This window comes from Acidimicrobiia bacterium (genome assembly GCA_036271555.1).
Classification (GTDB): Bacteria; Actinomycetota; Acidimicrobiia; order IMCC26256; family PALSA-610; genus DATBAK01.
This window is the reverse complement of the sequence record DATBAK010000047.1, coordinates 23,757-37,985: the sequence shown is the minus strand read 5'-3', so window position 1 is coordinate 37,985 and position 14,229 is coordinate 23,757. Positions and strand designations below refer to the sequence as shown.

Sequence of the window (14,229 nt, the reverse complement as noted above, 5' to 3'; positions counted from 1 at the left end):
TCCAGCTCGGGCGACGGATCCACCCCGGCCTCGAGTTCGACGATCGCCTTGACCTCCTCACCGAGGTCTGCGTTCGGGACCCCGATCACGCCGACGTCGGCCACCGAGGGGTGGCGCAGCAGGACGTCCTCGATCTCCCTGGGGTAGATGTTGACCCCGCCCGCGATGATCATGAAGGAGGCGCGGTCGGTGAGGTAGAGGTAGCCGTCGGCGTCGAGATAGCCCATGTCGCCGACGGTCGACCAACCGCGCGTGTTGAACGAGTCGAGCGTCTTCTGCTCGTCCTTGTGGTACTCGAAGCCGCTGCGACCCTGCAGCGGCTCGAACCACACCACGCCGACCTCGCCCGGCGCGAGCAACGCGTCCTTCGCGTCGTCGACGATGTGGATCGGTCCGAGCATCGACCGGCCGACCGAGCCCGCGTGCGCGAGCCACTCCTCGCTCGTGATGATCGTCGCGCCCTGACCTTCGGTGGCGGAGTAGTACTCCATGAGGATCGGGCCCCACCACTCGATCATGCGCCGCTTCACCTCCACCGGACACGGCGCGGCCGCGTGCACCGCGACGCGATGCGACGAGAGGTCGTGTCGCGCGCGCTCGTCGGCCGTGAGCTTCCACATGCGCACGAACATCGTGGGCACCCACTGGCTGTGCGTGATCGCGTAGCGCTCGATGTACTCGAGCGCGCGCAGCGGATCGAAGTGATCCATCACGACGACGGTGGCGCCGAGTCGCAGCGTGTTCATGCAGTAGAAGAGCGGTGCCGAGTGGTACAGCGGCGCCGGCGACAGGTAGATGCTGTTCTCGTCGAACTTGAAGACGAGGGTCAGCGACGCGAGCCGTTCCGGCGCGTTCCCGATCGGCTCGCGCCGGATGTGGTACTTGATGCCTTTCGGCCGTCCCGTCGTGCCCGACGAGTAGAGCATCGGCGTGCCTTCGAGCTCCTCGGCGAGCGGCTCGGGTGGGAACGCGGAAATTGCTTCCTCGTAGTCGACGTAGCCCTTCGGTCCCGATCCGATCGCGCCGCCGATCGCGAGCCGCGTCGTGACGCGCGGCATGAGCTCGAGGAGCTCTTCGGCGACGTCACGCGTTCCCGCGTTGACGACGATCGCTTGCGCGTCGCAGTCGTCGACGATGTACGCGGCCTCCTCGGCGGTGAAGTGCCAGTTGATCGCCGTGTACACGAGTCCCGAGCGCTGTGCGGCCCAACACACCTCGAGGTAGTGCGGGTCGTTGTCCATGAGCACCGCGAGGTGATCACCGAAGCGCAGGCCCGCGTCCCAGAACAACTGCGCGAGCCGGTTCGAGCGCGCGTCGAACTCCGCGTACGTGAACGTCTCGCCCGTCGCCGCCATGACGACGGCGGGCTTGTCCGGTGTCCGTTGCGCGTGGAAGCCGGGCCACATGTCCGCTGGGCTCAGACCGCGCGCACGGGAACGGGCGGTTCGCTTTGCGGGCCGCCTGATCTGGTGGCTGAGGCGTCAGGAGCGGCGAGCGGAGCGAGTGCGACCATGAGTACAGATCAGACGATGACGGAGCGGATGACCTCGCCGGCCTCCATGGCGCGGAAGGCCTCGTTCACCTCGTCGAGCTTGATCGTGCGCGACACCATCGACGACGTGTCGAGGCGGCCCGTCTCGACGAGATCGGCGAAGCGCTGGAAGTCGCGGCGCACCTGCGCGGATCCGTACTTGCTCCCGACGATCGTCTTGCCCTCGTAGAACAACGCGAAGGCGGAGAGCGTGATCTGCGCGTCCATGCGGGTCATGCCGACGACGCAGACGGTGCCGCCGTTGCGGGCCATGCCGTGCGCCGACGTGATGGTCTCGGGCAGGCCGATGACCTCGAAGGAGTAGTCGACACCGCGCCCGCCGGTGAGCGCCTTCACCTGCGCGACCGCGTCGCCCTCGGCGGGGTCGACCACGTCGGTCGCACCGAACTGGAGCGCCGTCTTGCGCTTCATGTCGACGAGGTCGACCGCGATGATGCGCGCCGCACCCGCGATGCGCGCGCCCTGGATCACCGACTGACCGACGCCGCCGCAGCCGACGACCGCGACCGTCGAGCCGGGCTGCACGCGCGCGGTGTTGAGCGCGGCGCCGACGCCGGTGGTGACACCGCAGCCGATGAGCGCGAGCTGCTCGTCGGGGACGTCGGTCTCGACCTTCACGACCGAGTCCTCACTCGACGTCATGACGTCGGCGAACGTGCCGAGTCCCGTGAACGTCATGTACTCGCTCTGGTCGGGACGCTTGCCGCGCATCGTCATCATCGTCTCGAACTCGCGCTCGCAGAAGTTCGACTGGTCGTGCAGGCAGAACCAGCAGACGCCGCAGGCGGGCACGAACGTGCTGACGACCCGGTCGCCCTTCTTGACCTTCGTGACCTCTTTGCCGACCTCGATGACCTTGCCCGTGCCCTCGTGCCCGAGCACGGTGCCCGGCATCACGGGCAGGTAGCCGTGCACCACGGAGAGGTCGGAGTGGCACACACCGCTCGCGCCGATCTCGACGACGACGTCGCGCGGTCCGGGCGCGACGGGCTCGAGGTCCTCGATCGCGAGGGGCTGCTCGGTGCCCACGAAGACTGCTGCGCGCATGACCGCTCCTTGATCCAGAGACTGTGCCGACCCGAACGGATCGGCGGCGATGCCGACGCTACCGGCGTCTGCGACGAATGTTCCAGGCGGCTAGCGCCCGTCGAGCAACAACGCGGCGGCGGGTTCGTCGCAGACGACCACCGCGCGGTCCTGGAGGACCCGCCCTGCGGGGATCGTCGGGTCGCCCGCCACGAGCCGGCGCAGGATCTCGCCCTTGGCCGCGCCGGTCTCGAACCACACGATCCGGCGCGCCGCGTCGAGCGCGGGATAGGTGAGCGTGACCCGCCGGTGACCCTGGTACGGGCCGGTCGCGGCCACGAGCCGCTCGGTCTCGCCGAGCACGGGGTCGCCGGGCACGAGCGACGCGGTGTGGCCGTCGGGCCCGAGGCCGAGGTGAACGACGTCGAGCGCCTCGCCGGCGACCTCGCGCAACGTGCGCTCGTAGTTCCGGGCCGCGCCGGCCGGATCGGGTTCCTCGACCGGGATCGGGTGCCAGTTGCGCTTCGGGATCGACGAGCGCCCGATCAGGTTCGACTGCAGGTGCGTGGCGTTGCGGTCGGGGTCGCCGGCGGGCGCGACGCGCTCGTCGACCTGGAACACGTCGACCTTGTCCCACGCGATCTTGCTCGTGGCGAGCGCGCGCACCATGGGCCACGGCGTGGTCCCGCCACTGAACGCGATCGACGCGCGGCCGCGCTGCGCGATCGCGGTCGCGAGGTCGGCGGCGATCAACTCCGCGGCCTGTTGCGCGGCGTCGTCGGCGTCGGTACCGACATGGATCGGAAGCGCGCGACTCATTCGCCGGATGCCACTTTTTCGGCGTGGCCGCCGAACTGCTTGCGTTGCGCGGACTGGATCTTGTTCGCGAACGTCGCCGAGCCCTGCGACGTGAAGCGCGACTGCAGCGCCGCAGTCAGAACCGGCGTCGGCACCCCGAGCGCGATCGACGCCTCCGCGGTCCAGCGACCCTCGCCGGAGTCGGAGACGCGTCCGCTGAACTCGTGGAGGTCGCCCGATTCGACGAACGCGGTCGCGGTGAGATCGAGGAGCCATGACGCGATGACGCTGCCGCGTCGCCACACCTCGGTGATCGCGGGGAGGTCGAGGTCGTACTGGTACAGGTCCGGGTACGTGAGCGGCGCGGTCTCGGCGTCGATGTCCTGCACCGTCTTGCCTTCGTTCGCGCGCTGGAGCACCGCGAGCCCCTCGGCGTACGCGGCCATCATCCCGTACTCGATCCCGTTGTGGACCATCTTCACGAAGTGGCCCGCGCCCGACTCACCGCAGTGCAGCCAGCCCCGCTCTTCGGGAGTCGGCTCTCCGGAACGACCCGGCGTGCGCGGCGCGGCGTCGAAGCCCGAAGCGAGCGTGTCGAAGATCGGTGCGAGGCGCTCGACCGCGTGGGTGTCGCCCCCGATCATGAGACAGAAGCCGCGCTCGAGTCCGAACACGCCGCCGCTCGTGCCCGCGTCGATGTAGTGGAGCTGCCGCTCGCGCAGCTCGTGCGCGCGGCGGATGTCGTCGCGCCAGTCGGAGTTGCCACCGTCGATGATCGCGTCGTCGGGCGAGAGCACCGCGGCGACGTCGTCGACGGTCTGCTGGGTGAACGCGGCGGGCACCATCAGCCACACCGAGCGCGGGGGCTGGAGCTTCTTCCCGAGGTCTTCGAGCGACGACGCGCCGGTCGCGCCCTCCTCCACGAGCGCGTCGATCGCGGGCTGGTTCACGTCGTACACGACGACGTCGTGGCCCGCGCCCCGCAGGCGACGCGTGAGCCCGGCGCCCATGCGTCCGAGTCCGACCATTCCGATCTGCACGGTGTCCTCCTGAATGGCCCGAGTGGCGCGCGTCAGCTGCCGAAGGCCGCGAGGTCGTCGGGCCGGACGCGAAACACGCAGCGGTCGCGCTGCTGCAGCGCGAGATAGTCGCCGGCGGCTTCCGCGCTCACGAGATCGCGGAACGTGAAATCGCGACCCGGGATGTCGACGTCGGTGTCGCCGACGTCGAGCACCTGGAGGAAGACGCCGCTCGGCGGCCCCCCCTTGTGCAGCTGTCCCGTCGAGTGGAGATAGCGCGGCCCGACCGCGAGCGTCGTCGCCGCCTTCGTCGCGTCACGGATCGCGAAGCGCGCCCGTTCGAACTGCTCGAGGTACGGCGACGCGGGATCGACGAAGGCCTGGATCGCGACGTAGTCGCCGGCCTGTACCGACGCGACCGCATCGCTCACGCTCGTGAACGGGAACTCGGGAACGCCTTGCTCGAGCGTCGTGCGCGCCGCCTTCTTCGCGGCTTCGACGTCGGGCTGGTCGAACGGGTTGATGCCCATCAGCGCGCCGGCGAGCGCGATCGCGATCTCCCAGCGCACGACCTCGGAGCCGAGCGCGGCGCCGCCACTGTCGAGCGACGCGCGTCCGAGTCCGACCGTCGGGTGGCCCGCATCGGCGAGCTTCGCCAGCGCGCCGCCGCCGTCGTCCCCGTAGCCGACGAACAGACGGTCGTGGCCGTAGCGATCGGCCGCGACGATCGGCTCGCGCACGACCGGCAGGATCCCCGTGTCGTGCTTGCCCGTCGACTCCGCGACGAGCTGTTCGACCCAGTCGCCGAACGGACCCCACGCGTCGATCGTCAGCTTGTCGCGACCGGTCCGCACACCCGCGCCGAGCGCCGCGGCGAGCGTGGAGCCGGGACCGTCGTCGGCGCGGCACTTGTCGACCATCTCGGCGCCACCGCGCAGGATCGACGCGACATCGAGCCCGAGGATCGCCGCGGGGAGCATGCCGAAGTGCGAGAGCGCGCTGTAGCGGCCGCCGATGTCGGGGTTCGCGTTGAAGACGGCGCGGAACCCGTCGGCGCGCGCCATCGTGTCGAGGTCCGAGCCCGCGTCGGTGACGACCGCAAGTTGCTGCGGCCCGGAGACGAGCGTGCGGAAGTACTCGAGGTGCGAGCGGGTCTCGATCGTGCCGCCCGACTTCGACGCGAAGCAGAAGAGCGTGCGGTCGAGGGGCACGGTCTGCGCCACCCGCGCGACTGCGGCCGGATGGCTGCTGTCGAGCACGGTGAACTCCGGCCCCGGACGCGGCGACACCTTGCCCGCGGCGACGGTCGCAGCGAGCAACTCGGGAAACAGGCTCGACCCGCCCATGCCGCACCACACGACGTGCTCGAGCCCGTCGTGCACGAGGTCGCGCGCGAACGCGATGAGGTCGCCCGCCTGCGACTGCATGCGCTCGGGCTCGTCGAGCCAGCCGAGGCGGTTCGCGACCTCGGTCGGATCCTCCTGCCAGAGCGTGTGGTCGCGGTCCATGAGGCGCGCAGTGGCGCGCCGCTCGCGCAGTTCGGCGGTCGCCGCCGCGAGCGTTCCGGGCCAGTCGGAGGTCACAACACGCAGTGTACGAAGTGCCGAGACGAGCGAACATGCGACCATGTGAATCGACCCTCGCCTACGATCCTCGGGTGGCGCGCGTGACCTATTTCGGGCCTCGCGGCACGTTCACCGAGGAAGCGCTGCTCTCTCAGCCCGATCTCGCGGCTCGAGAGCGAGTGCCCCAGGGCTCCGTCCCCGAGGTGATCGCGGCCGTCGAGCGCGACGAGTTCGACACGGGTGTCGTGCCGATCGAGAACATGATCGAGGGTTCGGTGTCGGTCACTCTCGACACGCTCGCGTTCGAGAGCGAGCTCCTCGTGCAGCGCGAGGTCGACCTGCCCGTCTCGTTGAACCTGTGCGTTCGTCCGGGCACCGCGATCGGCGACGTGCGGCGCGTGCTCTCGTTCCCGCACGCGGTCGCGCAGTGCCGGCAGTTCCTCGCGCGCAAGATCCCGCAGGCCGAGTTCCGAGCCGCGAACTCGACGTCGGATGCCGCGCGCGAAGTGTCGAAGTCGAAGCGCTCCGATCAGGCCGCGATCTGCAACTCGCTGGCGGCCGACATCTACGGCCTCGACGTGATCGCGAAGGCGATCGAGGACCACCCCGACAACGTGACACGCTTCGTCGAGGTCGGACGGGGCGTGCCTGCCCCGACGGGACACGACAAGACCACGATCGTCTGCTTCCAGCGCGCCGACCGACCGGGCTCGCTGCTCGCGATCCTCCAGGAGTTCGCGGCGCGCGCGATCAACCTCACGAAGCTCGAATCGCGCCCGACCAAGCGCAGCCTCGGCGACTACTGCTTCTTCATCGACATCGACGGCCACATCGCCGACGAGATCGTCGCCGACGCGCTGCGCAACCTGATGGCGAAGCGCGTGGACGTGAAGTTCCTCGGTTCGTACCCGGTTGGCGGGGTCGGCGCCGAGACCGTGCACCGCCGCAGTCAGGCGTCGAAGGAATGGCGCTCGGCGACGAGTTGGATCGACGGGCTGCGCGCGCAGATCCGCGACGGAGGGCTCGCGTGATCGACCTGCGCCGGCTGCGCGAGGACTCCGATTACCGCGAGGGCATCGAGCGCAAGCGCGTGCGCGCGGGCCTGATCGACGACGTGCTCGGCGCGTACGAGACCGTCGTCGCGCAGCGGCGCGAGGCCGAGACGCATCGAGCGGAGCAGAACAAGGCGTCGAAGGAGATCGGCAAGGCCGCGCCGGACGAACGGGCGGCGAAGATCGAGCGCGCCGCGGAGATGAAGACGCGGCTTCAGGAGCTCGAGGGCGAGCTGGGTGCCGCCGAGGCGCGCCTGCGCGAGCTCGCGCTGCAGCTGCCGAACCCGGCCGACGCGTCGGTGCCCGACGGCGGCGAGAACGACGGCGACGTGTTGAAGACCGTCGGCGCGCAGGACCCCGCGCCCGCGCTCGACCACGCCGCGTTCGGCGAGGCGATGGGCTTCGTCGACTCGACACGCGGCGCGGAGGCGAGTGGCTCGCGCTTCGCGTACCTCATGCGCGAAGCGGTGCTGCTCGAGCTCGCGCTCGTGAACTACACGATGGCGATGCTCGTCGCGAACGACTTCGTCCCGGTCATCACGCCGACACTCGTGCGCGAGCGGACGATGGAAGAGGCGGGCTTCTTCCCGACCGATCGCGCGCAGGTCTACGAGCTCGCCGAGGACGAGCTGTTCCTCGTCGGCACGAGCGAGGTGCCCCTCTCCGCGCTGCGGCGCGGCGAGACGTTCACACCCGACGAGCTGCCCGCGCGCTTCGGCGGCCTCTCGTCGTGCTTCCGGCGCGAGGCGGGCACCTACGGCAAGGACACGCGCGGCATCTTCCGCGTGCACCAGTTCGACAAGGTCGAGATGTTCTCGTACTGCGCGCCGGAGTCGTCGTGGAACGAGCTCGATCGGATCCTCGCGGTCGAGGAAGCGATCATCGGCGGGCTCGGCCTGCCGTACCACGTGCTCAACGTCGCCGCGGGCGACCTCGGCCCCGCGGCCGCGAAGAAGTTCGACATCGAGGCGTGGCTGCCGTCGGAGGGTCAGTACCGCGAGCTCACGTCGTGCTCGAACTACACCGACTACTCCGCGCGCCGGCTCGGCACACGCGTGAAGGGCGAGTCGGGATCGGAGCTCGTGCACACGCTGAACGGCACTGCGTGCGCGATCAGCCGCACCCTCGTGTTCCTGTTCGAGCACTACCAGGACGAGGGCGGCGCGTTCGTCGTGCCCGACGCGCTCCGTCCGTACTGCGGCTTCACCCGCATCGAACCGCGCGCCTGAAGTCGGCCCGGCCGCCTCTTCGGCGGTACTCCGACGCGCGACCGCAGACCTCTCCGCAGCATCTGAAGCGTGGAAGAAATTGGGCGCGTCGATGTCAGTGTCAAGCCCATCTTTCCTTGGCATACTCGCGATTGATCACAACGAAAGGATGACGCGCGCACGCGCGATCGCGGGTGATTTGGGGGGATCGCTGTGACGAGTTTCTTGGGGAGACGACATGCCGCGCGGGCGAGCATGGTCGCGCTTTGGGTGACCGCGTTGTTCTCGGGCGCGTTGGTGGGTGCGGGCCACGTGCCGGCCGCCCTCGCGGCCGAGAATCACCTCACCATCGTGGAGCCGGTACCGGGCGCGCAGCCGGGTTCCTGCAACCTCGCGGAGACGCAGGTTGATGCGAACCCCGACTCGGCGCCGACGCTCACGATGTTGCGCACGCTCCACAGCGCGGGCAACGGATGTGACCTGACCCCGGACGTCGGTCGGAAGGGTGATTGGCTCGCGTTCAGCCAACGGCCGGCCACCGGTCAGCCGGGAGACGTAGTCGTCGCACCAATGCCGCGTCGGCTCAGTCGAGCGATCAAGAAGACGTTCCCGGTAGCCACCGCATCCGAGACCGCGCCTCACGGCGACGAGCCGAAGTGGTCGCCCGACGGCAGGTCGCTCGCGTTGTCCGGCTGCATGGACGCCGGTTGCACTGCCTCACAGTTGGTCGTCGCGTCCGGTTTCGTCGCGGGAAGTAGGCGGTTCAACTCGATTCGCGTTGTGTTGCCGTACGACTCGACGAACCGCATCGAGGTGCGAGATCCGGTTTGGGTCGACAACACGCACCTCTTGGCGCTTCGCGCGTGCAGCACGCGACCGACTCCCTGCCCGAACGTCGGGCTCTACGACGAGATCGTGCGTGTCTCGGTTGCCGACGGGACCTTCGTCTCCGAGCACCTGACTGCGTGCTATCAGCCGGCGTCCGACGTCGATCCGTACATCCCGGCGGTGCGCGATGCCGCCGTCTGCCCGAACGACGTGCCGTACACCGCCGACGCCGGGTCGGGTGCGAACCCGGCGCAACTGATGCCGAGCTGGTCGACGCACGCCCAGTTCCCGGTGTGGTCGCCCGACAGGACGCTCGTCGCGTTCGCGGCGCCGGAGGCCGGCAACGGCCTGTGCCCGAGCAGCTCCGTGTACACGACCTGGGTCGCACCGATGCAGAGCAACGCGCCGGCTGCGAGCTCGGTGAACACGTCGCGCGTCTCGAGCTCATGCGACGCGACGGCGACGGGGCACGTGTCGAATGTCGCGTGGCGCTTCCACGCGTACATCGACGACCGAACCAACTGAGACCGCGCCCGCCCCTGACTGGGTGACGGCGACCGGCGGCCGACACTTCTGTGCCCGTCAGTTCCCCTACGGGGAACTCATTGGCTCAGAAGTTGCGCCTGCCCGCTCGCCGGACCGGCAGAATGGTCGGCGGAGGGGTGCCAGAGCGGCCGAATGGGACGGTCTTGAAAACCGTTGGGTGATGAGCCCCGTGGGTTCGAATCCCACTCCCTCCGCTCGGTCGTGCCTTCACCGCGTGTGCGCTACTCGAGCGCAGCGCGGAGGCCGAGCGCACGTTCGATGGCATCGAGGTCGCGAGGCAGATGGCGGCGATGACGCCATCGACTGATCGCGTGGACGGGACCGAGCGTCGGGCGCAGCACTTTGCTGCCGGTCAGCGACACACCTTCGAGCATCGCGAAGCGGGTGTGCGCGCCCGCGGGGACCGCGGCCATGCCGACGACGTAGAGCTGGGGGCGAGCGACCATCCAACACCATCCCGCGCGCAGCTCGACGTCGAGCCGCACGGGAATCGGAATCAATGGAGGCCGCGAGATGATCTTCAGCCGATCACCGTGGCGTTCGAGGATCTCGATGGAGGCGACGTCCCGGTCGAAGCGGGGAACCGAGTTCGACAAATCGGAGACGAAGTCCCAGACGACGTCGAACGGAGCCGCGATCGTGCGCTCCTCGAGCGCGACGCCCGGCAGTGCACGTGACAGCACGCGCAGTCGGGCCACTCGGTCGAGCTCGAGGGTCGGCCAGCTCATGCGATCCACCGTTCTCGAAAGGCGGCGCGGGCGCGGTGCAGCCGTGATTTCACCGTGCCGGCTGCAACTTCGAGCACGTCGACCATTTCCTCCTCGTTCAGACCTTCGAGGTGACGCATCGTCAAGACCGCACGTTGTTCGGGAGAGAGCGTTGCGAGCACCTCGCGCACCTCGACCGCGGTCGCGCCGTCGGGCACCGACAGCGACAGCGCCTGCTGCAGTCCCTCAGGATCGACCGGAACGACCCTCCCGCCGCGAGCCGCTCGTACTGCTTCTCGGACCGCGATGCGTCGGACCCATCCCTTGAACGCAGCCGGCTCGCGCAGCGATCCGATGTTCGTGAATACCGCCACCAGCGTCTCTTGCATCGCATCCTCGGCCGCGCCGAGCGCGATCGCGCCGCAGATCGCGCCGATATAGGGACTCATCGCGCCGAGCAGCGTTTCGATCGCGACGGCGTCACCGCGCTGGGCGCGTCGAACGAGCTCCTCCACGTGCACAAGAGGCGGGGAACCAATGAAAGGTTCCCCGCCTCTTCTTCGTGTCGACGACCCCTCGGAGGACGACGCCATGCGCGAAGTGACGGTAGTGGGAGGTGGTCTGGCCGGCCTGATCGCCGCGACGGAGTGCGCCGAAGCCGGCGTACCCGTCCGGCTGCTCGAGGCGCGCCGCCGTCTCGGCGGTCGGGCAACGACCAACCCCGGCGAATGGCACACCAATCTCGGACCTCACGCCTTCTACGCGGGTGGACCGATGTGGGACTGGCTCCGTGCCCGCGAGCTGCACGTCCCGTACCGGCGACCACAGTTGAACGGGATACGAATGCGCTGGCAGGGCGAGGTGCGCATCACCCCGCCGACTGCGCTGCTCAGAGCGGCTCGTGCACTTCGACACGACGCGCCGGTCGACGTCGACCTGCGCTCCTGGCTCACGGATCGAGTCGACGCAGAGGCCGCCGCGGCGGTCAGCGGTGCGGCAGGCGTGTTGACCTTCGATCACGATCCGGGTCGGTTGTCCGCGGAATTCGTGTGGTCACGCGTGCGCCGCATCCTGCTCAAGACACCGCCGGTCGCCCGCTACGTGGTCGGAGGATGGGGTCCGGTCGTCGATCGACTCGCAGCCCACGCGCGAGCAGTCGGTGTTCGCGTCGAGACCAACGCCAAGGTCGACGAACTTCCCGACGGTCCGGTGATCGTGGCCGTCGACCCGCGCGCGGCGCGACGCCTCCTCAACGACGACGCGTTGCACGCGAGCGGCCCGAGAACGGCACTGCTCGACATCGGGTTGCGCGCCCGCAGGGGCGACCCGTACCTCGTCATCGACCTCGACGAAGCCGCGTTCGTCGACCGGTTCACCGCAGTCGACAAGACGCTCGCGCCTGCCGGTCACTCGCTCGTCCAGGCGATGATCGGACTCCGACCCGACGAGTCGCTCGACGACGGCATCACTCGGATCGAGACCATCCTCGACGCCGGTTATCGCGACTGGCGCGACCGAGAGGTCTGGCGACGCCGAGCCGTCGTGTCCGAAGCCACCGGCGCGCTCGACCTCCCCGGCTCCACGTGGCGCGATCGACCCGCCGTCCAGCAACGCGAACAGCTCTGGCTGGCCGGCGATTGGGTCGCCGCGCCGGGCCACCTCTCCGAAGTGTCGTGCAACAGCGCCGTTGAGGCCGCCCGCGCCGTGCAGTACGCATCGGGCATCGAAGTCTCGACGATCTGAAGCGCCGGCCGCCGGGGTGTCGGGGTGTCGGGGTTCGCAAGCGATCCCACGAGGTCCGCTGGAGTCTTTCGGCGACGCGGTCGAAATCGCGGCGTGCCGTTCGTCGGGGTGTCGAACGCGCCCGCACGGGTGCGCCGACCAAGGAGAGTGCCGTGCCGCACCCCGTCGTCCACACCGAGATCCGCTCGCAGGATCCCGACGCCACCCGGAAGTTCTTCGCCGATCTGTTCGGCTGGAAGGTCGCGTCGGAAGGCGCGTTCCCCGGTTACACCTTCATCGACACGGGCGCGGAGGGCGGCCCGTACGTCGCGATCAGTCCCCGCCAGGCCGCCGAGGACGAAGTGTTGTTCTTCGTCGCGGTAGACGACGTCGCCGCGACGCTGAAGCGGGCGGAGCAGCTCGGCGGCACGATCGTGCAGCCCGAGCAGAAGGTGCCGGGCACGAGCTTCGGCGTCTTCGCCGACGCGCTCGGCCACCGCGTCGGTGTCGCCGCGAACGGCTGAGCGGCACCGCGAGCAGGACACGCGATCGAGGGTTCGGCACGCGGCGCGCGCGCCGAACCCTCGAAACGCGATGTCAGATGGTGAGCTTCGTGCCGGGCACGAGGGTGATCGCACCCGATTTGCCGTTGACGCAGGCGTTGCCCTTGATGGTGCCGCCGACCGCCGCCGAGCCGGTCGTGTCCTTCGTGACCTTGCCCTTGGCCTGGTACTCGCTCGAGCCCGCCGGGCACGCAGTGCCCTTCGCCGTCGCGGTCAGCGTGACCGTGGTCTTCTTGCCGTTTGCCCACTTGATCACGCCGCCGGTCGCGAGCGCGGTGCTGGCGATCGGCTTCGACGACCCGCCGGTGTTGCCGGTGCAGCCGGAGAGCGTCACCTTCTTGGCGATGTTGCCGGTCATGCTCGAGCACTTGATGCTGCCGGCCGCGCCGGCGACCCCGGCCGGCGTGAGCGCGAGCGCCGCGGAACCGGCGAGCGCGCCGACCGCCGCGAGGCGGATCATCTTCGAACGAATCATCCTCATCCCTTCTCCATGTCGCACATTCCGCGCGTCGGACCGCGAAACGACACACGCGAATCTCGGGTCCCGCCCCGAATCCGGCCCCCCGCACCCCCGACGGCGCAGACCGCGCCGTCAGCAGAACACTGTCACCCTCTCGTCAGAGCCGCAATCTCGCTCTCAACCTACGATCACGGCCTTGAGCCTCGATCGCATCCGACGACGCGGGCGCGCACCCGCGGCCGCCGCCCTCGTCATCGCCGGCGCGCTCATCGCGAGCGGGTGCTCGTCGTCGACGCCGACCGCCGGTGCGTCGCGCGCGACCTCGACGACTTCGAGCACCACGACGACGGTTGCCGTCGAGCCGCGGCCGTTCGCGTTCACGGTGCAGCACGTCACGTTCGTCGACACCTCACGCACGACCGAGACGCCCGGCAACGCCGCGTACTCGCCGAACCGGACGCTTCCGACCGACGTCTACATCCCGACCGCGACGACGCCGCGGCCGCTGATCATGTTCTCGCACGGCTATCACGGCGCGCCGCGCAAGTTCACGCAACTCTTCTCGGCCTGGGCGCGCGCGGGGTACGCCGTCGCGGCGCCGAGGTTCCCGCTGACGAGTGATCGCGGCCAGCCGTACGACGTCGTCGCCGACGTCGCCAACCAGCCTGGCGACATCAGCTTCGTGCTCACACAACTGTTGAAGGGTCCGCTGCGCTCGCACATCGACGCCGCGCGCGTCGGCGCCGCAGGTCTGTCGCTCGGCGGCGGGACGACGTACAACCTGATCGAGGATTCGTGCTGCCGCGACCCGCGCATCCGTGCGGCCGGGGTGTTCGACGCGGTGCACCTCTCGCTCAGCGGCCATTTCCAGAAGAACAAGATCCCGCTGCTGATCACGCACATCGACAGCGACCTCGCGGTTCCGTACAAGACCGCGCAACAGGCGTACGCGCAGAGCGTTTCGCCGAAGTGGTTCCTCACCTTCCACACCGGATTGCATCCCGAGGCCTACGAGGACGAACCGTCGGTGCACGACCGCACTGCAACGAAGACGTCGATCGACTTCTTCGATCTCACGCTGCTCGGCGACACCGCGGCGCGCGCCCGGTTGCTGCGCGACGGCACGAACCCCGGCGAGTCGACGATCGTCGCGGGCTGAACCTGGACCGTCACGAGTCCGTGG

General features: G+C 69.4%; 14 protein-coding genes and 1 tRNA gene. 7 read left to right on the top strand and 8 right to left on the bottom strand.

Annotation, left to right across the window (positions count from 1 at the left end; translation table 11 throughout):
• The 5 genes from VH914_12090 to VH914_12070 all read right to left on the bottom strand — a co-directional run.
• Positions 1-1,406, bottom strand: a 1,406-nt coding sequence (locus VH914_12090) for an AMP-binding protein (GenBank protein ID HEX4491938.1), incomplete at its 3' end; no start/stop codon positions are given.
• A 116-nt stretch (positions 1,407-1,522) separates the two neighbouring features.
• Complete coding sequence (locus tag VH914_12085; GenBank protein HEX4491937.1) at positions 1,523-2,599, bottom strand: Zn-dependent alcohol dehydrogenase; 1,077 nt, start codon at positions 2,597-2,599, stop codon at positions 1,523-1,525.
• A 90-nt stretch (positions 2,600-2,689) separates the two neighbouring features.
• Positions 2,690-3,397, bottom strand: a complete 708-nt coding sequence (gene pgl / locus VH914_12080) for a 6-phosphogluconolactonase (GenBank protein HEX4491936.1) — start codon at positions 3,395-3,397, stop codon at positions 2,690-2,692.
• Complete coding sequence (gnd, locus tag VH914_12075) at positions 3,394-4,416, bottom strand: decarboxylating 6-phosphogluconate dehydrogenase (protein ID HEX4491935.1); 1,023 nt, start codon at positions 4,414-4,416, stop codon at positions 3,394-3,396. Before gnd ends, pgl begins: the two co-directional genes overlap by 4 nt.
• Before the next feature lie 32 nt (positions 4,417-4,448).
• Entirely contained in the window at positions 4,449-5,978 is a 1,530-nt protein-coding gene (locus VH914_12070) for a glucose-6-phosphate isomerase (protein ID HEX4491934.1), read from the bottom strand.
• A gap of 74 nt (positions 5,979-6,052) precedes the next feature.
• On the opposite strand from VH914_12070, the gene pheA reads away from it, so the two are divergent.
• From pheA to VH914_12050, 4 genes are all read left to right on the top strand, one after another.
• On the top strand, positions 6,053-6,991 hold the full coding sequence (gene pheA, locus VH914_12065) for a prephenate dehydratase (GenBank protein ID HEX4491933.1): 939 nt from the start codon (positions 6,053-6,055) through the stop codon (positions 6,989-6,991).
• Complete coding sequence (gene serS / locus VH914_12060; protein HEX4491932.1) at positions 6,988-8,241, top strand: serine--tRNA ligase; 1,254 nt, start codon at positions 6,988-6,990, stop codon at positions 8,239-8,241. Before pheA ends, serS begins: the two co-directional genes overlap by 4 nt.
• A 234-nt stretch (positions 8,242-8,475) precedes the next feature.
• Positions 8,476-9,573: a hypothetical protein gene (locus VH914_12055; protein ID HEX4491931.1), complete on the top strand. Its 1,098-nt coding sequence runs from the start codon at positions 8,476-8,478 to the stop codon at positions 9,571-9,573.
• Between the two features lie 131 nt (positions 9,574-9,704).
• Positions 9,705-9,788, top strand: a tRNA-Ser gene (locus VH914_12050).
• A 27-nt stretch (positions 9,789-9,815) separates the two neighbouring features.
• On the opposite strand, the gene VH914_12045 is transcribed toward VH914_12050, so the two are convergent.
• Positions 9,816-10,322, bottom strand: a complete 507-nt coding sequence (locus VH914_12045; protein ID HEX4491930.1) for a hypothetical protein — start codon at positions 10,320-10,322, stop codon at positions 9,816-9,818.
• Entirely contained in the window at positions 10,319-10,894 is a 576-nt protein-coding gene (locus VH914_12040; protein HEX4491929.1) for a sigma-70 family RNA polymerase sigma factor, read from the bottom strand. The genes VH914_12045 and VH914_12040 overlap by 4 nt, the downstream gene beginning before the upstream one ends.
• On the opposite strand from VH914_12040, the gene VH914_12035 reads away from it, so the two are divergent.
• The gene (locus VH914_12035; protein ID HEX4491928.1) at positions 10,893-12,044 is read left to right on the top strand and encodes an FAD-dependent oxidoreductase; all 1,152 of its coding nucleotides are present in this window, start codon (positions 10,893-10,895) and stop codon (positions 12,042-12,044) included. The two genes, VH914_12040 and VH914_12035, sit on opposite strands and share 2 nt — an antisense overlap.
• 152 nt (positions 12,045-12,196) lie before the next feature.
• Positions 12,197-12,547 carry a VOC family protein gene (locus VH914_12030; GenBank protein HEX4491927.1) on the top strand — a complete coding sequence of 117 codons (351 nt, stop codon included), beginning with the start codon at positions 12,197-12,199 and terminating at the stop codon, positions 12,545-12,547.
• Between the two features lie 73 nt (positions 12,548-12,620).
• Here VH914_12030 and VH914_12025 read toward each other — a convergent pair whose 3' ends face one another.
• Positions 12,621-13,067 (bottom strand): hypothetical protein, encoded by a 447-nt coding sequence (locus tag VH914_12025; GenBank protein HEX4491926.1) that lies wholly within the window; start codon positions 13,065-13,067, stop codon positions 12,621-12,623.
• Between the two features lie 175 nt (positions 13,068-13,242).
• On the opposite strand from VH914_12025, the gene VH914_12020 reads away from it, so the two are divergent.
• Positions 13,243-14,205, top strand: coding sequence for a hypothetical protein (locus VH914_12020; protein HEX4491925.1), 963 nt, complete (start codon positions 13,243-13,245; stop codon positions 14,203-14,205).
• Positions 14,206-14,229: the final 24 nt, after the last annotated feature.